The organism is uncultured Thiodictyon sp., from assembly GCF_903946935.1.
Taxonomy (GTDB): domain Bacteria; phylum Pseudomonadota; class Gammaproteobacteria; order Chromatiales; family Chromatiaceae; genus Thiodictyon.
This window is the reverse complement of the sequence record NZ_CAJAXH010000227.1, coordinates 1-20995: the sequence shown is the minus strand read 5'-3', so window position 1 is coordinate 20995 and position 20995 is coordinate 1. Positions and strand designations below refer to the sequence as shown.

The 20995-nt window shown below is 67.4% G+C and carries 15 protein-coding genes and 1 pseudogene; 8 read left to right on the top strand and 8 right to left on the bottom strand.

The features are described from left to right. Positions 1-103 precede the first annotated feature (103 nt). The 3 genes and pseudogenes from QZX93_RS20025 to mfd all read right to left on the bottom strand — a co-directional run bounded on the left by QZX93_RS20025 (position 104) and on the right by mfd (position 4482). Positions 104-472, bottom strand: coding sequence for a hypothetical protein (locus QZX93_RS20025; protein WP_295391120.1), 369 nt, complete (start codon positions 470-472; stop codon positions 104-106). Then, positions 465-599 (bottom strand): annotated as a pseudogene (locus tag QZX93_RS20020) (UPF0175 family protein); the annotation flags it as partial. The pseudogene QZX93_RS20020 and the gene QZX93_RS20025, both read right to left, overlap by 8 nt. Before the next feature lie 382 nt (positions 600-981). Further along, positions 982-4482, bottom strand: a complete 3501-nt coding sequence (mfd, locus tag QZX93_RS20015; protein WP_295391118.1) for a transcription-repair coupling factor — start codon at positions 4480-4482, stop codon at positions 982-984. Positions 4483-5309: 827 nt separating this feature from the next. Here mfd and QZX93_RS20010 point away from each other — a divergent pair. Next, positions 5310-6353: a PilZ domain-containing protein gene (locus QZX93_RS20010; RefSeq protein ID WP_295391116.1), complete on the top strand. Its 1044-nt coding sequence runs from the start codon at positions 5310-5312 to the stop codon at positions 6351-6353. 34 nt (positions 6354-6387) lie between these two features. On the opposite strand, the gene QZX93_RS20005 is transcribed toward QZX93_RS20010, so the two are convergent. Then, positions 6388-8097, bottom strand: coding sequence for a protein kinase (locus QZX93_RS20005; RefSeq protein WP_295391114.1), 1710 nt, complete (start codon positions 8095-8097; stop codon positions 6388-6390). Between the two features lie 232 nt (positions 8098-8329). Between QZX93_RS20005 and tagH the strand changes: the two genes are divergently transcribed. Genes tagH through QZX93_RS19970 form a run of 7 tightly spaced genes read left to right on the top strand, consistent with a single transcriptional unit; the run spans position 8330 to position 18290 of the window. Continuing rightward, positions 8330-9904, top strand: coding sequence for a type VI secretion system-associated FHA domain protein TagH (tagH, locus tag QZX93_RS20000; protein WP_295391112.1), 1575 nt, complete (start codon positions 8330-8332; stop codon positions 9902-9904). Between the two features lie 56 nt (positions 9905-9960). Beyond that, complete coding sequence (gene tssJ, locus QZX93_RS19995; protein WP_295391110.1) at positions 9961-10464, top strand: type VI secretion system lipoprotein TssJ; 504 nt, start codon at positions 9961-9963, stop codon at positions 10462-10464. A gap of 9 nt (positions 10465-10473) precedes the next feature. After that, positions 10474-11808: a type VI secretion system baseplate subunit TssK gene (gene tssK / locus QZX93_RS19990; RefSeq protein WP_295391108.1), complete on the top strand. Its 1335-nt coding sequence runs from the start codon at positions 10474-10476 to the stop codon at positions 11806-11808. A gap of 3 nt (positions 11809-11811) precedes the next feature. Continuing rightward, on the top strand, positions 11812-13200 hold the full coding sequence (gene icmH / locus QZX93_RS19985) for a type IVB secretion system protein IcmH/DotU (RefSeq protein WP_295391106.1): 1389 nt from the start codon (positions 11812-11814) through the stop codon (positions 13198-13200). After that, positions 13197-16820, top strand: a complete 3624-nt coding sequence (gene tssM / locus QZX93_RS19980) for a type VI secretion system membrane subunit TssM (protein WP_295391104.1) — start codon at positions 13197-13199, stop codon at positions 16818-16820. Before icmH ends, tssM begins: the two co-directional genes overlap by 4 nt. After that, positions 16817-17560: a type VI secretion system-associated protein TagF gene (gene tagF / locus QZX93_RS19975; protein ID WP_295391103.1), complete on the top strand. Its 744-nt coding sequence runs from the start codon at positions 16817-16819 to the stop codon at positions 17558-17560. Before tssM ends, tagF begins: the two co-directional genes overlap by 4 nt. A 1-nt stretch (position 17561) precedes the next feature. Then, on the top strand, positions 17562-18290 hold the full coding sequence (locus tag QZX93_RS19970) for a protein phosphatase 2C domain-containing protein (RefSeq protein ID WP_295391101.1): 729 nt from the start codon (positions 17562-17564) through the stop codon (positions 18288-18290). 9 nt (positions 18291-18299) lie between these two features. On the opposite strand, the gene purT is transcribed toward QZX93_RS19970, so the two are convergent. The 4 genes from purT to QZX93_RS19950 form a co-directional block, all read right to left on the bottom strand. After that, positions 18300-19484 (bottom strand): formate-dependent phosphoribosylglycinamide formyltransferase, encoded by a 1185-nt coding sequence (gene purT / locus QZX93_RS19965; protein WP_295391099.1) that lies wholly within the window; start codon positions 19482-19484, stop codon positions 18300-18302. Positions 19485-19572: 88 nt separating this feature from the next. Then, the gene (locus tag QZX93_RS19960) at positions 19573-19725 is read right to left on the bottom strand and encodes a hypothetical protein (protein ID WP_295391097.1); all 153 of its coding nucleotides are present in this window, start codon (positions 19723-19725) and stop codon (positions 19573-19575) included. Beyond that, positions 19725-19991 carry a type II toxin-antitoxin system Phd/YefM family antitoxin gene (locus QZX93_RS19955; protein ID WP_295391096.1) on the bottom strand — a complete coding sequence of 89 codons (267 nt, stop codon included), beginning with the start codon at positions 19989-19991 and terminating at the stop codon, positions 19725-19727. The genes QZX93_RS19960 and QZX93_RS19955 overlap by 1 nt, the downstream gene beginning before the upstream one ends. Before the next feature lie 96 nt (positions 19992-20087). Further along, positions 20088-20771, bottom strand: coding sequence for a response regulator (locus QZX93_RS19950; protein ID WP_295391094.1), 684 nt, complete (start codon positions 20769-20771; stop codon positions 20088-20090). Positions 20772-20995 lie beyond the last annotated feature (224 nt).

The following is a 20995-nucleotide window of genomic DNA, read 5'->3' as shown; positions in this document are numbered from 1 at the left end:
GTTCGGCAGAGCAGTAATCGCTCCAAGCCCTGTCAGGGGCTTGTCGATGCGGCTCGTTATGCGACTCTATGACGCCCTACATGTCGTCATAACATCATGTAATTTATAAATATGCCGACCTACTGAGATCCCAAAGAGCCTGAACCAGACCGCGGATGGCGGCGATATCTTCGGGAGAGAGTCGCATCGGCGGGTACCCTTGGGGACGTGTCGGTGCGCCAAGCACAGCCGTTTCGCCGGGGCCGAGCGCCGCGACCAACGATAAGAGCGGCGCGACGGGGGCTTCACGCAGATCCGCCCAGGGGAGGTTCTCAGGCACCGGCAGATCCAGGCCAAGCCGCCGGCCTTCGGCCAATTCGGCGGCCACCGCCGTCGGAACCACGACCCGCGACACCAGGTTTGGTAGCAGGTCCAAGCGCCCGAGTTGGTGCAAATACTGGAGCGGCGAGGTGTTGCAGATGACATCACGCAAGGTGGGTCTGTCGCTTTAGTTCTTCCTTGGAGAGGCAGAAGGTGTCCACACCGTAATCGGCCAGCTTGCTCAGGAACTGCACCCGTGCTACTCCCGCCAGCCGTGCTGCCGCGCCGGAAGACAAACGACCAAGCTCGTAGGGTTATCTCCGCGGCGGCGGCGTCGTCGGACAACTTCAGCGCGAGTAGCGTCTCGTCGGGGATATCGTCGACCAAGCCGGCGATCTCGGGCACATGATCGGCGGCGACCGCGCGCAGCCGCTCGACCATGGAGTGCGGTGCGTCCCTCGCCTCGGCCTGATCGGCCGATTCGACGACGATTCCGCCCCGGATCGGACGCACCCGTACCTGGCGGGAGATGCCGGCCAGATACTCCGGTGGGATCAACAACCCACGATCCTCGATCTGCAAGGGATTCATGTGACTGACTCGCTTGGGAATGGGCTGATTGGGTGATTGTACCCCGTCTGGGTCGGATGTCGACCGGCTGAAGCCTCGACCTCCAGTTGCCTAGCCGACCAACTGCTCCACCACCCGCCCCACCTGCTCAATGCGCTGGGTGGGATCGGAGAGGTCCCGGAAGAACCGCAACTTGTCCCCGCCGTCGAGCTTGTATTCCTTGGGTCGGGTCTGAATGAGTTTGATGAGTCGCTTGGGATCGACCTTGGTGTCGCTGCCGAAGATCACCCGCCCGCCCGCCGGGCCGGCCTCGATTTTTTTGATGCCATAGGGTTGCACGGTGAGCTTGATCTCGGTAATCGCCATCAGGTTCTTGGCGGGATCGGGCAGCAGGCCGAAGCGGTCGATCATTTCCACCTGGATCTCGCGCAACGCTTCCTGGTCCTTGGCGTTGGCGATGCGTTTGTACATGACCAAGCGCGTATGGACATCGGGCAGGTAGTCGCTGGGCAGCAGCGCGGGCAGTCCCAGATCGATCTCGGCGCCGTGGTCCAGGGGGCGATCCAGTTCGGGCGTGCGGCCGGCCTTGAGTGCCTGTACCGCCCGCTCCAAGAGGTCCATATAGAGCGAAAAGCCGATTTCGTGGATTTGGCCGGATTGCTCATCGCCCAGGAGTTCACCGGCGCCGCGGATCTCCAGATCATGGGTCGCCAAGGTAAAGCCGGCGCCCAGGTCCTCCATGGACTCGATGGCCTCCAGGCGCTTCTTGGCGTCCTCGGTCATCTGTTTGGGCGGCGGGGTGATCAGATAGGCATAGGCGCGATGGTGCGAACGCCCGACCCGGCCGCGCAATTGGTGCAGTTGCGCCAGCCCCAGTTTGTCCGCGCGGTTGATGACGATGGTATTGGCGCTGGGGACGTCGATACCGCTCTCGATGATGGTGGTGCATACCAGCAAGTTGAAGCGCTGGTGATAGAAGTCGCGCATGATGCGCTCCAGGTCGCGCTCGCGCAGTTGGCCGTGGGCGATCTGCACCCGCGCCTCCGGGATCAGCGCCTCCAGCTTCTGCGCCTGGTTCTCGATGGTCTCGACTTCGTTGTGCAGGAAATAGACTTGGCCGCCACGTTTTAGTTCGCGCTGCACGGCCTCCTGGATGAGTGCATCGTTCCAGGGACTGACGAAGGTCTTGATGGGGTGCCGCTCCACCGGCGGGGTGGCGATGATGGAGAGGTCGCGCAGGCCCGACATTGCCATATTGAGTGTGCGCGGGATGGGGGTGGCGGTGAGTGTCAAGATGTCGACCTCAGCCCTTAGGGATTTCATTTGCTCCTTGTGGCGTACCCCGAAGCGGTGTTCCTCATCGATGATCACCAGGCCCAGATTCTTGAACTTCACCGACGGCTGGAGCAGCTTATGGGTGCCGACGACGATGTCGAGCGTGCCGTTGGCCAGGCCGTCCAGGATGACCTTCTGCTCCTTGGCATTGCGAAAGCGCGACAGGCTCTCGATCTTGATCGGCCAGTCGGCGAAGCGGTCTGAAAAGTTCTCAAAGTGCTGTTGGGCCAGCAGCGTGGTGGGCACCAGCACCGCCACCTGACGCCCGCCGTTGGCGGCCACGAAGGCGGCGCGCATGGCGACCTCGGTTTTGCCGAAGCCGACATCGCCGCACACCACCCGGTCCATCGGCTTGCTGTCCTCCATGTCGACCAGCACGCCCTCGATGGCGCGCTGCTGGTCCGGGGTCTCCTCGAATTCAAAGGCGTCGGCGAAGGCAGCGTATTCCTCCCCGGGGGCCGGGAAGGCGACGCCGGGTCGGGCGGCGCGCCGGGCGTAGATGTCCAGCAGTTCAGCGGCGACGTCGCACGCCTTCTCGGCGGCCTTGCGCTTGACCTTGTCCCATTGGTCGCCGCCCAGGCGGTGCAGCGGGGCGTTCTCCGGCGAGGCCCCGGTGTAGCGCGAGATCAGGTGCAGCGAGCTGACCGGGACATAGAGCTTGTCGCCCTTGGCATATTCCAGGGTGAGGAACTCGGTGGTGAGCCCGCCGACGGTGAGCGTCTCCAGGCCCAGATAGCGCCCGACGCCGTGGTCCTCATGGACCACCGGCGAGCCGGGGGTGAGCTCTGTGAGGTTGCGCACGACGGCGTCGCCGTCGCGCTCCCGGGCGCGGCGGCGACGGTCCTGGCGCACCCGCTCGCCATAGAGTTGGGTCTCGGTGACGATGGCGAGATCCGGGTGTGCCAGCCACAGCCCCTGCTCCAGCGGGGCGACGGTGAGGCCGACCGCGTTGCTGCCTTTGAGGAAGGCGGCCCAGCCGGCGACCGGGCGGGCGTTGATACCGAAGCCGCGTAGGTGGTCGTTGAGCATCTCGCGCCGGCCCAGGCCCTCGGCGACGAAGAGCACGCGCCGCCCCGGGATGGCCAGGAAGTCCTGGATGGCCTGGGCCGGGTGGGCGGCACGTGCCTGGATGCCGAGCGGCGGCAGGGCCAGGGTGGCGAAGTTGTGGGCCTCCGCATAGCCCTTGCGCCGCTCGTCCAGCTCGGAGCGCTCATAGCGCACGCCGGTGAGACCCTTGAGCCGATGGGCCAGTTCGTCCGTCTCCAGATAGACCTGGGTGGGCGGCAGCAGTGGCCGTTCCACGTCGTGGCGGCGCTGTTCATAGCGCGCCTGCACGCCGTCCAGAAAGGCGGCACCCGCGTCCCGGCAGCCCTCGGGCTCTAGGGCGAGGCAGCCGTCCGGTAGATAGTCGAAGAGGGTCGCGGTCTGCTCGAAGAAGAGCGGCAGGTAATATTCCAGTCCGCCGGGGGTGCGGCCCTCCGAGACCTCCCGGTAGATCAGGCTGGCCTGGGGGTCGCCGGCGAAGAGCGCCCGGTAGCGTTGGCGGAAACCGGAGATCGCCTCCTCGCTCAGTGGGAACTCGCGCGCCGGGAGCATCCGCACCTGGGTCAGGCGCTCGCGGGTGCGCTGGGTCTCGGGGTCGAAGGTGCGGATGGTGTCGACCTCATCGTCCAGCAGGTCGATCCGCAGTGGCTCGGTGCTGCCCATCGGGAAGCAGTCGAGAATCGAGCCGCGCACTGCGAACTCGCCGTGGCCCATCACCTGAGAGACGCACGAATAGCCGGATCGCTCCAGGCGGCGGCGGGTCGCGTCCAGGTCCAGGCGGTCGCCGACGGCCAGCACCAGCGAGTGACCGTCAACATAGTCGCGCGGTGGCAGGCGCTGGAGCAGGGTCGCCACCGGCACCACCAGTACGCCGCGTTTGAGCCCCGGCAGGCGGTGCAGGGTCAGCAGACGCTCGGAGACCAACTCCGGTAGGGGCGAGAAGACGTCATAGGGCAGGGTCTCCCAGTCGGGGAAGCCGAGCAGTGGGATGTTGCCCTGGTCTGCCCCATCGCCCAGAAAGAAGGCGAGTGCATCGCGCAGTCGGGTCGCGGCCTGCACGTCCTCCACCAGGGCCAGGACCAGGCCGGGGTGGCGCTGTGCCGCCGCGGCAATCGCCAGTGCCCGGGCGGCACCGCGGAGTCGGCCCCACAGGAGTCGCTCGCCGGGGCGCTGCGGCAGGGGCGGGGTCAGGGGTGAAGACAGGGCGGCCTCGGGTTCGACAGGGGGAGTCATCGGGGTTGGCGACGCGGATCAGGGGGGGCAGGCGGGGATTTTCGCACAGTCCTTGAAAAATCGCCCTCTGGACGATCTTTCACGCCACGCAGACCCGATCTCGGCCCGCTGCCTTGGCCGCATCGAGCGCCCGGTCGGCCCGGGCGAACAACGCCTCGACTGACTGCAAACCCGCCGCCGCCGCGGCGCCCAACGCTGGGCGTAGGCGCGCGGGGGTGTATTGATGATTGTCATGGCGGTGATTCGTGCCTGCAGCGATTCTGCGGCGCGCAAGGGTACGTCAATCCGCCGACGCGGTGGTTCTGGTCGTCAAATGGGGGTGGGCGCTGTTGTGGCTAACGCCCCACGCTCATAACCCAGCCGATAGCAGATGCCATCCCGATTGAGGATCGCGTCCGACACGATTTTTTGGCGCAGCCGCAGGATCGGATTTTTCAAGCTCGCCGCGCTGCCGGCAGCAGTTCCAAATTTGAAAGCTGATATGCAAGATAAAACAAAATGTTAGGCTTCTTGCTGCGATTCTGCGTCGACATTCGACTCATTGATTTACAAGGCGTATTTTTTCAAATTTGGAATTGCTGCGCTGCCGGTCTCGTTCTGCGCGTAGAGCGCGCCCAGCAGGCGCTGCGTGCTCGACCACTGGCCGCGCGCTTGAGCCTAGCGCTGGGGGCTCGTCTCCTAGCAGCCTGTCGGACTTGATGGCGTAACCGATTGATTAAACAGGAAAACGACTTTTTGGCGCAAAAGAGGAAACTCTTTGCATTCAATCGGTTGCATCACTAAGTCCGACAGCCTGCTAGCCAGTCATGCTATACCGCAGCAGCAAAATGATCAAAGTCGATGGGTGGAAAGCACCTCCGAAAATTTCAGTGGCGACAGAGCGGCGCCGTCACCAGCGGCTACGCTTACAGGTCCCTGCTCAACTGATTTTGCCCGGCACGAATGTATCTATCTCAGTCCTGAATCAGGAGATCTCTTGGGGTGGGGCGGTTTTCACGGTGGCGCAACCGTTACCAAAAGGAATTCATTCAGTACTGATCGTTCTGCCCTGGGTCGGCGATCAGCGTATTTCGATTCACGCCACCGTCTTGCGTATGGCGCTGTTACCAAATAATCAATATCTGCTGGTTGTGCGCTTTTCCAATCTCATGCCCGAAAGTCATTTGAGATTGGAAAAGTTGTTGAAAATGATTAGCGGAAAGGCCCGCACTGCGGATCGCCAGGCGTCCACCGACCTGTTCCACGAGGTCCAAGTCACCGTCTTTGATCTCGACGATTTCCGGCAGACGTTGGAGCAGATCGCCGCCGGACGATTCATCCTGCACGCTGTCGATGGGTATGATCTAAATCAGAGTATCAGCCTGGCGGTGGCGGGTCCCCATGATTTGCCTGAATTACGCTTGAGGGCGCGCGTTGTCGATATCGACAAGGCACATAGCATCAGGTTCGATGGGTCCGGCATGCATCTCGTGACGCTGGAGTTTGAGCATCCCCGGGAGGCCATCACGCCCTTGATCGATTCGCTATTGGGTCGCTTGCCCCAAGTGCCTGGTGCGTCGGCTGTTGTTGGATCGTCAGGTGCCGCTAAACCACTTGGCACAGTCGTTAGCGATACCCATTGCGCAATCGAGACGGACTTACCGGCGGTGCTGGATTATCTGATCGCTATCTGGGGCGATCACCAGGCATTTTCCGCATTCTTTTTGGAGCTGTTGGGCGTTGGTCTTTCCGGCTGCCCCTGGCCCGCGGCGATTTGGGAGGAGATTACTTTACTACAAAGTCTGCACTACCAGATGTATGGCGCAAAGAGCCGGACTGGCGCTATGGGTCCCGCGCGCCGCCGGCTTGGCGACGCGTTTCTAACCGCTTGAGGTCCGGCGCGTCTTGGTCAACGCGCGCTAGCGCTCACCCGCCGGGTGCCGTCTTGAGCGCCTCCAGGCGCGCGGCGGCCGCGGGGACGCCGAGCGCTTGGGCCTTGCGATACCACTCCTGCGCCTTGTCGGCCCGGGGCTTGGGCAGTGGGGAGGTGGCGGCCGTCCAGTGCAGCGGATCGTACAGTTCCGCCAGGGCGAAGGCGGCGGGGCCGTCGTCCTGATTGGCCAGGGTCCGCACCAGGAAAAAGTAGGGGTCGAGACGCCCGGCCGCGCGCAGGTCCTGGGCCAGGGACCAGAGGTCAGCGGTGGGCGGCGGGGCCCCGGCGCCGATCAGGGCCTCCGCCAGCGCGAAGGCGTCCGCACTGCGGCCGGCGGTCTGTAGTTGTTTAGCCAGGGGCAGCAAGGCGCCGGTCGGCAACCCGCTCGCGGGTGGCGCGGCGATCAGTGCTTGCGCCGATCGTAGGGCCTCGTCGTAGCGGCCGGCCTTGGTGAGTGCCGCGATGTCCCCGGTCTGGGTGTCCGGCGGCCTGGGTCGCGGGTCGCCGGCCGTGGGGGGAGGGGCCTCGGTGTGCCCGCCTTGGGGACCGGGCGGTACCGGCGGCAATGGACGCAGCACGAAGATGAGCCCCCCCGCGGCGGCGGCCGCCAGCACCGCCCCGCCGCCCCAGAGCAGCAGGCCGGATCGGCCCCGCGACGCCGGCTGGCCGGGCTGGCGGCCGGGGGCGGCGCGCGGCGGCCCGCCCGCCTGGGTGAGCGCCGGCCAGCGTTGCAGCAGGTCGTCGAGGCTCAAGGGTCGGCGCGCCGGGTCGGGCTCCAGCATGGCGGTCAACCAGGGTTGCAACGGCTTCGGTATCCGGGTGAGGTCCGGCACGCTCTGGCGGCTACGGTACGCGGCGTCGAAACTGTTGCCCATGTCCAGTGGGCGCCCGAGGGCGGCGGCGGCCAGGATCAGCCCCAGGCTGTAGATATCCGAGCGCCCGTCGATCTGTCCGCCGAACATCCCGAACTGCTCCGGGGAGGCGAAACGGAATTTACCGGCGAATGAGTCCCCGATGATGGACTCCTGGGTGGGGTCGGTGAGTTTGCTGAGTCCGAAGTCGATCAGCTTGGCGGTGGCGACCTGGTCGCCCGTCAGGATCACATTGTCCGGGGAAATGTCGCGGTGGATGGCGCCCCGGCGATGGGCCTCCGCGAGTCCGGCGGCGAGCCGGTCGCGCAACGTCAGGACCTCCTCGGCGGGCAGCGGGCCTTGGCGCAGTCGCTCCGCGAGTGAGTGCCCCTCCACGAACTCCATCACCAGATAGTCGCGCCCGTCGGCGTCCTGGACGAATCCGTCATAGCTCACCACCGCGTCGTGCCGCACCCCGCGCAGGACCTTGGCCTCCCGGAAAAAGAGATCCATGACCTGGCGGTTGGCGACCATCGCGGGGCGGATCACCTTGACCGCATGCAGGGTGCCGAGCTTGGCATGGCGGGCGAGGTAAACCTCGCCCATGCCGCCGCCGCCCAGCAGGCGTTCGACCCGATAGGTGTTCACCAGCAGGGTGCCGGGCGCGATGCCGTGCAGCGGGGGTGGCTCCCCGCTACCGGCGAGCGTGGTTGGGTCTGACGGCGGTGCCATGGGCGGCAGGTCCGGCCCAGCGACCGTGGTGGCCGGGCCCGGGGGCGTGGCGGGCAACTGGGTGGCAGCCGTCGGGTCGGCGCCGCCGGTCCCGGTCAGCCTGGTCGAATCACTGTTCATTTGTCCCCTTGTGCCTGCATGTGCGGACCAATGCCCTGTCTTGGGACCTCCCGGTGTCCGCGCCCAGGGGGCGGTGGCGCATCCGGTGGCGGGCATTGTAGCCGAGTGGGCGGGTGTCGCCATCGAGTCAATACCCTTTAGATACTTAAGCGATTGCGGTCGGCATGGCCCGAATCCAACCGTAACCTCGGTTATACTAGCGGTCCCCATCGTCAACGAGTCAGGGCCCGGCATGCAGTTCAGCATCACCATCGTGCGCTATCAGGGCGCGGCACCGGCAACCCCAACGCGCCTCAACATCGGCGAGGGGGGCTGTACTGTCGGTCGTAGCGCGAGCAACGACCTGTCGTTGAGCGACCCGGATCGGGTCGTCTCCGGTCACCATGTCCGTCTCGAGCGGCGCGACGACGCACTCTGGGCGATTGACCTGGGGAGCACCAACGGGACCTTCCTCAATCGGGGCGAGGAGCGGCTGCCGGCCCAGCAGTCGGTGCGGCTGGCGGATGGCGACACCCTGGCCATCGGCCCCTACGAGCTGGCGGTCGCCGTGGGGGAGGGCGATCCATTCGATCCCCTGGGCGATCAATTTCTGCCCGGACGCCCGGGCCCGGGGGCGGCACCGGACATCATGGACCTGCTCACCCCAGCCAGCACCGATCCGGCCTCAGCCCGGGCCGCTGGGGCATTCTCACTGTCAAAGGCGTCGGACCCCTTTGCCGATGCTCAGGCCCTGGACCCCTTCCTGGGCGGTCCCGCGACCCCCGCCGAGGCGGCGTTGGCCAGCCCCCGGCCCACCCCGCTGGAGCATGTCCACTTCTCTCCGCCGCAGGCGGCGGGGTCGGCGGCGGCGCCGGCCGCGCCACTGGTGCCGGACGACTATGATTTGCTCGCCGACGCCCCGGGCAGCCACGCCGGCGATCCGTTCGCAGACTTTGCCGACCCGGCGGCAGAGCCGCCGCGGCCGGTGCCCCCGGCGCCGCCCGTGCCGCCGCCCCGGGAGCGGGCGGCCGCAGCGCCCTCCCTGACTCCCCAGGAGCCTTCGACGTTGCCGGCTGCACCCGTTGCGGCACCGCCGGTGGCCGTCCCGCGACCGGCCCATCCGTCCCAGGGCGCGGCGGAACCGGCCCCGCCGACTCCGCCGACTCCGCCGCCGGTCGCGGCCCCGGTCTCCCGGTCCCCGGCGGCCCAGCGGGCGCTGGACACCGGGCTCGGCTGCTTCCTCGCCGGGCTCGGGATCGGTTGCTCCGAGTCGATCAAGGACCCCGATCAGTTCTTGTACGACGTCGGAGAGTTCATGCGGACGCTGACCGAGGGTCTCACCGCGACCATGCGCAGCCGCGCCGAGTTCAAGAGCGAACTGCGCCTCGCGGTCACCACCATCCGCGCGGCGGAGAACAACCCCTTCAAGTTTTCAGTGGGGGTGGACGAGACCCTGGAGCGCTTGCTGTTCCGCTCCGGCCCGGGCTTCCTGCCCGCCGTGGAGGCGGCCCGGGGCGCCTTCGAGGACATCCAGGCGCACGAGATGGCGATGATCGCCGGTCTGCGCGCGGCCCTGCGGGCGCTGCTGGCCCGGTTCGAGCCGGCCGAGCTGGAGCGCCGCCTGGGCGCGGCCTCCGGGCTCGACAAGCTCCTGTCGATCGCGCGCCGCTCACGCTATTGGGAACTCTTCACCGAGACCTATGATCAGGTGGCAGCGGATGCCGCGGATGACTTCATGCAGTTGTTCGGCGACGCCTTCACCCGTGCCTACGAGGACCAGATCCAGCGGTTGGCGCAGGCCCGTCGGCAGCCGGCCAAGAGCGGCTAGGAGTCGCCATGGTTCACTGTAAATCTCTGACTAACAACGGCGAAGAGGGTGACACTATGAACCGAGCGGCAGGGCAATGGCAGCGGGCGGGCCGTGCCTTAATGGTGGCCGCGGGCCTGGCCGCGCTGCTCGGTTGCGCCAGCGCGCCACCGCCGGCGCCGAAGGTGGAAAAACCGCCGCCGCAGCTGCATCTACAGGTGCTGGCCGCCGCCGATGCCAACCGGGGCCCCAGCGGCCACGGCCTGCCGATCATGGTGCGGATCTATCAACTGAAGGTTGAGGGGGGCTTTGTGGCGGCGGACTTCTTCAGCCTCTATGACAAGGAGGCCGCGACCCTGGGCGGCGACCTGATCGCCCGCGAGGAGATTACCCTGGTCCCGGGGCAGCGGCGCTCGCTGGTGCAGCCCTTGAATCCCGCGGCCACCCACTTGGGCGTGCTCGGCGCCTTCCGCGACCTCGACCGGGCCAGTTGGCGCGCCCTGGAGGTCCTGAAACCCGGCCAAGACAACACCGTTCAAATCGACGTCGGGGCGGCCGCGATCACTGCCCAACAGCGCTGAGGAGGCACTATGGCCCAGGACAATCGCGTCCTTTGGTCGGAGGGGCTGTTCTTGCAGCCCCACCACTTCCAGCAACACGACCGCTATCTGGAGCACCTGGTGGAGTCCCAGGCGGGGCTCGGCTGCCCCTATCCCTGGGGCCTCACGCGGCTCGCCATCGATCGCTACCTGCTGGCCCAGGGCCGGCTGGCGGTGACCGAGTGTACCGGTCGGCTGCCGGATGGCACGCCCTTCGATGCCCCCGCCAGCGATCCGCTGCCGGCGCCCTTGCTGCTGGAGGCCGACGCCGCCGGTCAAACCATCTATCTGGCGCTGCCGCTGCGCCGGCCGGGGGCGGCGGAGAGTGGTGGACCGACGGCCCCGGAGACCATGTTGCGCTATCGCGCCGGGGAGCTGCGGGTGCATGACAGCGCCTTGGGGGCGGATACCGAGACCCTGTTGGAGGTGGGGCGGCTCGATCTGCGCCTGCTACGCCAGAACGATGCGCGCGACGGCTTTGCCTGTTGCGGCATTGCCCGGGTCCTGGGGCGCCGCGCCGACCTCCTGGTGCAGCTCGATGACACCTATTGCCCGTCCTGTCTGGACCTGAGCGCGGCCCCCCGTCTCGCCAGTTTTCTGGAAGAGGTCGCCGGCCTGCTGCACCGTCAGGCCGAGGCCCGTGCCGGGCGGGTGCGCGGGGTGGGGCGCGGCGGGGTCTCGGACTGGGCGGATTTTCTGATGTTGCAACTAGTCAATCGCAGCGAACCGGTGGCCATCCATCTGGGCCGCCTCCAAGGGTTGCACCCGGAACCCTTCTACCGCTTTCTGCTCGCCCTGGCTGGGGAGCTCGCGACCTATGCCGCGGACAACAAGCGGCCCCCGGACTTCCCGCCCTACCGCCACGACGACCTGGACGCCAGCTTTACCCCGCTCATGGAGTGCCTGCGCGATTATCTGAGCCGCGAACTGGTGGAGCGCGCCATCCAGATCCCGATTCAAGAGCGCAAATACGGCTTCCGGGTGGCCTTGGTGGCCGACCGCTCACTGCTCGAGCAGGCGCGCTTTGTCCTCGCGGTCCATGCGGACATGGACTCGCAGGCGCTGCGCAATCGCTTCCCCGCCCAGTCCAAGATCGGGCCCATCGAGCGCATCCAGGATTTCGTCAGGTCGGCGCTGCCGGGCATCGCGATACGCCCCCTGCCGACGGTCCCGCTGGAGATTCCTTATCACGCCGGCTACGACTATTTCGAGCTGGAGCGCACCAGCGAATTCTGGCCCCAATTGGCCGCCGGGGGCGGCGTCGGGCTGCATATCGGCGGCGAGTTCCCGGGGCTGGAGCTGGCACTGTGGGCGATCCGGGAGTAGACCTTGACCAACGACGACCCCTTCTTCCAACCCCCTGACGCGGGCGCCACCGTCATCCGGCCGCGCCCCGGAGCGCGCCGGGACGCCGGGTTGCCGCCGTCCCCACCGCCCCCGCCGGCCGCGCCTTGGCCCCCGGCCCCGGCCCCGGCCGCGGTCATGCCCACCTCGGTGGTCGCCACCGATAACCCTTTGGTGGCCTGCGCCAGCGATCTGTTGAGCGTGGCCGGCGAACTGCGCGGGAGTGTCTCCCACCGCGATCCCGATGGGTTGCGTGAGCGCCTGGTGCGCCAGGTGCGGGAGTTCGAGACCTGCGCTCGCGGTCGCGGCCTGCTGGAGACGGTGGTCGCGCCGGCCCGCTATGTCCTGTGCGCCCTGTTGGACGAGGCGATCTTGGATACCCCGTGGGGCAGCCAGAGCATCTGGGCCACCAAGGGGCTCCTGGTGAGTTTCCACAACGAGACCTGGGGCGGGGAAAAATTCTTCGACGCGCTCGAGCGGCTGCTCACCTATCCCGCGGGCAACCTGCACCTGCTGGAGTTGATGTATCTGTGCCTGTCCCAGGGCTTCGAGGGTCGCTATCGGCGTCTCCAGGGTGGCCGGGACCAGCTCGAACGGGTGCGCGCCAATTTGTACCAGAGCATTCGCACCCAGCGCGGGGACCCGGAACGGGAGCTCTCACCCCATTGGCGCGGCGTGGCGCCACACCGCGACCCGCTGATCCAGCAGGTGCCACTGTGGGTCCTGTCCGCGGTGGCCGCGCTCCTGTTGCTCGGGCTCTTTACCGTCTACCTCTTTGCGCTCAGTCGGGACTCGGACCCGGTCTATCTGTCCTTGGCCGGGCTCGAACGCAGCCTGCCGGCCCCCACCGATCGCCCCCGCACCGCGCCGCCGCCGGTGGCGTCCGTCGCCGAACCGGGTTCCGGCCCGGCCCCGCTGACCCTGCGCATCCTGCTGGCCGACGACATTTCGGCCGGTCGGCTCGCGGTGGACGACCGGCCCCTGGGACAGACCGTGATCATCCGCGGCGAGGGGCTTTTTGGCTCCGCCCAGGCGACCCTGATCCCCAGTGTCGAGCCGCTGATCGAGCGCATCGGTGCCGCCCTGGCACGCCTCCCCGGACCGGTGCTGGTGACTGGCCATACCGACAGCTCACCCATCCGCTCGCTGCGCTTCCCCTCCAATTTCGAGCTGTCCCAGGCGCGGGCCAACGAGGTGGCCGGCCGGCTCGCCGCCATCGCCAAGGACCCCGCGCGCTTCACCGCGGAGGGCCGTGCCGATAGCGAACCGGCGGTCCCGGACAACCCACGCGATGCGCGTAACCGGCGGGTGGAGATCACCCTACAGCCGCCCGAACCCCAATCCATGCGCGATGCCGCGGGGGCGAGGCGATGAAAGGTTTCTTTGGATTTCTCAAGGCACGCTGGTTCCTCAGCCTCCTGGGGACGATTGCACTGGCCCTCCTGGTGTGGTTCGTCGGCCCCCTGATCGGCGTTGCCGGCAGTGTGCCGCTGGACCCCGAGTCACGGCGCTGGTGGGTGATCGGCACCCTCTTCGTCCTCTGGGCGCTGTGGCAGATCGGGGCGACGATCTTGGCGCGGCGGCGCAACCGCCGGCTGGTGGAACAACTGGCGGCGGCCCCGCCGGACCCGGCGGACCAGGCCACGGCCGAGGAGATGGCGACCTTGCAGCGCCGCTTCGACGAGGCCCTGACCCTGCTCAAGGGCACCGAGGGGCGCAAGGGGCTTGGGGGCCATTGGGTCTACCAGCTCCCCTGGTATCTGCTGATCGGCCCCCCGGGCTGCGGTAAGACCACCGCGCTGGTCAACTCGGGGCTCAAGTTCCCGCTCGCCGAACGCCTGGGGCAGGGACCCGTCGGTGGGGTCGGCGGCACCCGCAATTGCGACTGGTGGTTCACCGATCAGGCGGTGTTGCTCGACACCGCCGGGCGCTACACCACTCAGGACAGCTATGCCCAGGTCGACAGCGCCGCCTGGACCGGTTTCCTGGGTTTGCTGAAGAAGCACCGGCCGCGCCGGCCCATCAACGGTGTCCTGCTGGGGATCAGCCTGGCGGACCTGATGCAGTGGTCCCCGACTGAGCGCGACGCCCACGCGCAGGCCATCCGCAGCCGCGTCCAGGAGCTCTATAGCACCTTTCGTCTGCGCTTCCCGATCTATGTGATCTTCATGAAGGCCGACCTGGTGGCCGGCTTCATGGAGTTTTTCGCCGATCTGGGGCGTGAGGGTGGGGAACAGGTCTGGGGCATGACCTTCCCCTTCGACGCCGCTGCGGACGCCCCGTCCGCCCTGGCGGGCTTCGGCGCCGAGCAAGGCGCCCTGGTCCAGCGGCTCGACCAGCACCTGCTGGCGCGGCTGCAGGCGGAGCGCGACCCGCGCCGCCGCGGCCTGGTCTTCAGCTTTCCGCGCCAGTTCGGCTCCTTGGGCGAGACCATCGAGTCGTTTGTCAACGACTGTCTGGATGCCACCCGTTACGAGGCGCGTCCGCTGGTGCGCGGGGTCTATTTCACCAGCGGCACTCAGACCGGCACCCCCATCGACCGGGTGCTCTCGGGTATCGCCGCCAACTTCGGGTTGGGCCGCCAGGGACTGGATGCCTTCCGGGGGACGGCCAAGAGCTTCTTCGTCACCCGTCTGCTGCGTGAGGTCATCTTTCCCGAGGCGCCGCTGGCCGGGCTCGACCCGCGTCTGGAACAACGTCGGCGCTGGTTGAAATGGGGTGCCTATGCCGGCGTCGGCCTGCTGACCTTGAGTGTGGTCGGCGCCTGGACCCTGAGCTATCTCGGTAACCGCGCCTATGTCGGCGAGGTCGCCGGGCAGGTCGCCGCCATCCAGACCCAGATCGATGCGCTCAAGGGCGTCGGGGGTGCCAGTGGGCGCGAACTCCTCGCCGAGCTGCCCCTGCTCAATGCCGCCCGGCAGATCGCCGGGGGCTATGCGGAGCGTGACTCGGGCACCCCGTGGCGCATGGGCTTTGGGCTTGCCCAACGCGACAAGCTCGGTTCCCAGGCGAGCCGCAGCTACCTGCGCATCCTGCACAAGACCCTGCTGCCGGCGATCACCCTCCAGTTGGAAGCGCAGTTGCGCCAGTCCATGAGCGACCCGCCGCGCCTCTATGACGCACTCCAGGTCTATCTGATGCTGGACGATGTTCAACACTACGACCCGACGTTGGTCAAGACCTGGGTCGAGCAGGACTGGGCGCAGCGCCTGCCGCGCGAAACCACCGCCGATCAGCGTGCCGAGTTGAGCGGACACCTGGCCGCCTTGTTGGAAACCCGCCCGACCCCGCTCCCCCTGGCCCTTGATGGCGACCTGATCCGGCAGGCCCGGGACGTCTTGAGCGGGACCCGGCTCGCGCCCCGGCTCTATGAACGGCTCAAGGACTCTGGGGTGGGTGCCGGTCTGCCCGACTTCACCATCAGCCGGGCCGGCGGCGACCGGGCCCCGCTGGTCCTTGCCCGGCGCAGCGGCAAGCCCATCAGCCAGGGGATCCCCGCCCTCTATACCTACGACGGCTACCATCGGCAGTTCGACGACGCGCTCATCGGCCTGATCGTCGCCGCCGCGCAGGGGAACTGGGTCCTGGGTCCGCAGGGGCAGGTGATCCCCGGCACACCGGAGGCCCGGGCCCTGGCGACGGAGGTGCGCGACCTGTATCTGCGTGACTACATCAACCGCTGGGACGAGCTCCTGGCCGACCTCTCGCTGGTGCGTCCGCGCGACCTGCGGGATACCGCGAAGGTGGCCGAGACCCTGGCGAGCCGTGACGACTCGCCCTTGCGCAAGGTGCTCGCCGCGGCCGCCCGGGAGACCGAGCTCGACCGCGTGGCGGCTCCGGCCGGTGGCCCCGCCGGCGGTATCGCCGCTGGTGTGGGCAAGACCGTGGCCGGTAGCATCGCCGACCGGGCGGCGGGTAGTATTGGGGGGGTGGCGGGGGTGGCCGCCTATGACCTGCGCAAGCGCCTCGGGGATCAGCTCAAGGAGCCCCGCCCGCCGGGGGTCGAGGCACCGGAGAGCGCGGTCACTCGGCACTTCGCCTGGTTGCAAGACCTGGTGCGCGCTGGCGATGACAAACGCGCGCCGCTCGATCGGGTCCTGGAGACCGTCAACCAGCTCGGCGTCCAACTCAAGGCGGCCGACGCCGCGGCCACCAGCGGGCAGGGCAGCCTGGCCGCCGGCACCGGCAAGGAGATTAAGGCCGCCAAAGAGGCCGCCGCCGCCGCCCCCCCGGTGTTGCAGGCGCTGCTCGGCACCCTGGCCGACGACAGCGCCACCCTGGTGGCCGGGGGGGAGCGGGTCCGCCTGAACAACCTCTGGGCCGCCGAGCCGCTGCGTTTCTGTCGGGAGGCGATCCAGGGTCGCTACCCATTCGAGTCGGGCAGCGCGCGCGACACCACCCTGGCCGACTTCGGCAGGTTATTCGGCCCCGGCGGGTTGCTGGATGCCTTCTTCAAGGAGCACCTGGCGCCGCTGGTGGACAGCTCCCGTCGGCCCTGGCGCTGGCGCAGTTCCGACCTGGGGATTCCCAACTCGGTGTTGGCCCAGTTCCAGACCGCCGGGGTGATTCGCGATGCCTTTTTTGCGGCTGGCGGCAAGGCCCCGGCGGTGGAGTTCGCGCTCACGCCGATCAGCTTGAGCGATGAGGCCACGCAGGTCACCCTGGATGTGGGCGGTCAGGTGCTCAACTACAGCCACGGCCCACTGCGCCCCCAGACCCTAAAATGGCCGGCACCCGAGGGCTTTGGGCAGGTGCGTCTGACCTTTACCGGGGTGGACGGCAAGACCCCGGCCCAGACCGAGACCGGCGACTGGGCCTGGTTCCGGGTCCTGGATCGGGCGCGTCTGCAAGCCACCAAGCAGCCGGAACTGTTCCGTCTCAATTTTTCCCTGGCGGGGTTTGCCGCGAGCTTCGAGCTGCGCGCCACCAGCGTCCGTAACCCCTTCGGCGATCTCAAAGAACTGCGCGGCTTTAGCTGCCCGGAGCGGCTATGAACAGTCCGACCGGTACCACCGGTTTCTACGGTAAGTTCCCGAGTCTGGGCGACTTTGTCAGTCGCCGCCTGGCGACTGAACTGATCGAACCCTGGGATCAATGGTTGCAGGAGTCGCTGGCCGCCAGTCGGGCGCAGCTCGGCGACGGCTGGCTCGACCAATACCTGACCAGCCCCTTGTGGCGTTTCGTGTTGAGCCCCGGGGTGGCAGGGCAGCGCGGCTGGGCCGGGGTGCTGATGCCCAGCGTGGATCGGGTCGGGCGTTATTTCCCACTCACCCTGGCCGTTCCCCTGCCGATCGGTACCAACCCCTGCGACCTGTTGAGTGCCGCCGACTGGTTTGAGCAGGCCGAGGTCTTGGCACTCTCCGGGCTGGTCGATCCCTTCTCGCTGGAGTCCTTCGACGCCCAGGTGCTGGCCTTGGGCACCCCCGCCGCCGCGGCCCCGACACCCTGCCCGCCGGCCGGTTCCGGCCGGTCCAATGCCTGGCACCTCGGCATCTCCCATAGCGGCGGGCTCGCGGGCGCCCGCGATACGCTCCTGGCCCAGGCACTCGACCAGGTCTTCCTCGCCTATAGCCTGTGGTGGAGCCAGGGCTCCGACCGGGTCGCCCCCTCGCTCCTGGCCTGCCAGGGGTTGCCGCCGCCGGAGGGCTTCAGCGCACTCTTGAGCGGCGACTGGGCCGGCCATGGCTGGCGTCAACTCGATGCCGGGCCGACACCCGGCGCACCGGAGGTCTGAGATGGATACGACTTATCGCTGGACCTCGGGCGGCGCCACCGATACGGGCCGGCGCCGCACCGTCAATCAAGATGCCTTCTTAGACCTCCCCGACCTGGGGCTATGGGCCGTCGCCGATGGGATGGGTGGGCACCGCGATGGGGGGCGGGCGAGTCGGACCCTGGTGGAGGCGCTCGCGACGCTGCCGCGCCCGCGGCTACTGGGGGCGGCGGCCGATGCGATCCGGGAGGTGCTCACCGCGGTCAACCGGCAACTCGCCGACGAGTCGGCCGCCGACGGCGGCGACGTGATTGGCAGTACCATCGTTACCCTGGTCGCGGTCGGCGATCACTGCGGCATCCTGTGGGTGGGGGACAGTCGCGCCTATCGGCTGCGCGCCGGCGTCATGACGCGTGTCACCCGCGACCACACCCAGGTCCAGGCCATGGTCGACCAAGGGATCCTGGCCCCCGAGCAGGCAGAGAACCATCCTTATGGCAACGTGCTGGCACGGGCGATCGGCGCCGACACCAAGGTGGAGATCGATACACTCATCGCCCCACTGCGTGCGGGCGACCGTTACCTGCTGTGCAGCGATGGTCTGGACAAGGAACTGACCGACGCCCAAATCGCCGCCGTGCTGGCCGACGGGGCGCCGGCCCAGGCCGCCCAGTCCCTGGTCGATCACGCGTGTCAGGCCGGCGGGCGTGACAATGTCACGGCGGTGGTGGTCCAGTTCGATGCGGCCTGATCCTGAGGCTCAATCCAGGCTGACTTGTACCTGCGCCGCCACCTTGAGTGCCTTGGCCTTAGCCTCGGCGATATCCGCCCCGCGGGCCAGTGCCACACCCATGCGCCGCCGGCCGTGGACCTCGGGCTTACCGAATAGCCGCAGATCGGTGCCCGGTTCGGCCAGGGCGGCGGCCAGGTTGCCGAAGCGCGGGTGGTCGGACTCGCCCTCCACCAGGATGACGGCGGAGGCGGCGGGGCCGAGCTGGCGGATCGCCGGGATCGGCAGCCCCAGGATGGCGCGGGCGTGCAGCGCAAATTCGCTCAGATCCTGCGAGATCAGCGTCACCATGCCGGTGTCGTGCGGGCGCGGTGAGACCTCGCTGAAGATGACCTCATCGCCGCGCACGAAGAGCTCCACACCGAAGATGCCGCGCCCACCCAGGGCCGCCGTCACCTGTTCTGCAATCTCCTGAGCACGTGCGAGCGCGGCCGCCGTCATGGGCTGGGGCTGCCAGGACTCGCGATAGTCGCCGTCCTCCTGGCGGTGGCCGATGGGCTCACAAAAACTGGTGCCGTCGCGGTGACGCACGGTGAGCAGCGTGATCTCGTAGTCGAATGGGACGAAGCCCTCGACGATGACCCGGCCGGCGCCGGTGCGCCCGCCGCCTTGGGCATACTCCCAGGCATCGCCGATCTCCTGCGGGAAGCGCACCAGGCTCTGGCCCTTACCGGACGAGCTCATGATCGGCTTGACCACGCAGGGCAGACCGATGTCGGCCAGCGCGGTGCCGAACTCCTCCGGGGTGTCGGCGAACAGATAGGGTGAGGTGGGGATGCCCAGTTCCTCGGCCACCAGTCGGCGGATGCCCTCGCGGTTCATGGTGAGCAGCGCCGCCCGCGCGGTGGGGATCACGGTGAAGCCTTCCGCTTCCAAGGCCACCAGGGTATCGGTGGCGATGGCCTCGATCTCCGGGACGATGTAGTCGGGGCGTTCCAGCTCGATCACCCGCCGCAGCTCGGCCGCGTCCAGCATCGAGAAGCTGTAGGCGCGGTCGGCCACCTGCATGGCCGGGGCCTTGGCGTAGCGGTCGCAGGCAATGACCTCAACGCCTAAGCGCTTCAATTCGATGACGACCTCGCGGCCGAGCTCGCCGGCACCGCACAGCAGGACCCGGGTGGCGGTGGCGGTGAAGGGGGTGCCGATGGTGGGCATGGTGGGCTCCTGAGGGCATGAGTGACGCGCGACGCGGGCCGCAGAACATAGCACGAGGGCGGCGAATCGTCTCGGGCTCAGGCGCGGATCAGCTCGATGCGCCGCCCCTGGGGCTTCGCACCTCCTCGCTCGCGGTACGCTCGGCCATCGGCGGCTGACCCGCCCGGCGGTCGAAGAGGATGACGAAGATTTGGTACAAATCGCGAGTCGCATCCTCGGTCACAAAGACCTCTCGAGGCATCAATCCGCCCCGCGCAGCCTGGCAAAGACGGCGCGCGCCGGCTCCACCCGACCGGTTTCGACTTGGCGATGGCCAAGCGCGAGAATCTTCAGCAACGCCAGCGTTTCCTGGGTTTCCTCGTAAGAGTGAACGTCCTGCATCACCACCTTGGCCTCGCCGTTCTGGGTGATCACCAGCGGCTCACGCTCATCCATGAGTCGGCGGATCACCGCGGCCGTATGTGCCTTCAGGTGACTGATCGGTTTGATGTTGACGGAGAGTTTCATGATGTGCGGCCCGGCAGTGGTACCAAATTTAGCCTGCTTCTAGCCTCATCGAGCGGACGCTGCCATGGGCGCCTGCCCTGGACATCCGGCCTGGGGTCAAGCCAGCCGATAGCCGATGCCATAGCGATTGAGGATCGCGTCCGCCCCGATCTTGTGGCGCAGCCGCAGGAGCAGGTTCTTCAGACTCGCCTCGCTGCCGCTGTCGCTCTCGGTGTAAAGCCCGGCCAGCAGCCGCTCCGTGCTCAACCACTGCCCGCGATGCGCCGCCAGCAGGTCGAGCAGGGTCCGTTCGCGGGCCGTCAGCGCGACCCGCTGCGCCAGACGGCAGAGCGTGCCGTCGGCGGCACAGTAGGTGGTGTCGGCATCCAACCGGACGAACACCCGGCCCTCGGCGAGCAGCCCCAGGGCCGCCCGCTCCAGCGCCGCCTTCAGCAACTCCAGTGCCAGCGGCTTGACCAGATAATCCACCAACTGGAGCCGGTTCGCCGCCAGCAGATCGGCGGTCTCGGTGGAGGCGCTGGTGATGAGGATCGGCAGCGTGCGGTCGCGCCCGCGAATGGCGGCGGCCAAGGCCAGACCGCCCATCCCCTGCATTCTCAGGGCCGTCACCAACAACTGGATGGACCTCTGCCCGAATAACCGCAGCCCCGCCTCACCACTCTGCGCCACCAGCACTTCGTTAAATAAACTTAACAGTAATTCATGCACCAGGGTGCCCTGGACGAGATCGTCCTCGACATAGAGTGCGGTCAGATGGCGCAGCAGGAGCAGTGGTTTCATGACGGCAATAGAAAGAAGGCGTTGACGGGCAATAGTCTCATAAGAGACTAAGACCGTCACGTCCTTTTTTGAGACTTTTCTAAATTAGTAACGATTCAAAAATAACTTAAACACTTTTATCAAGAGAACCCGTTGGGGTCAACAACGTAGTTCCATTGCCCAAGGCTCAGGTCATGCCGAATAAACTGATCTTTGATATCACGGAACCCGTCGGAGCATTTGCG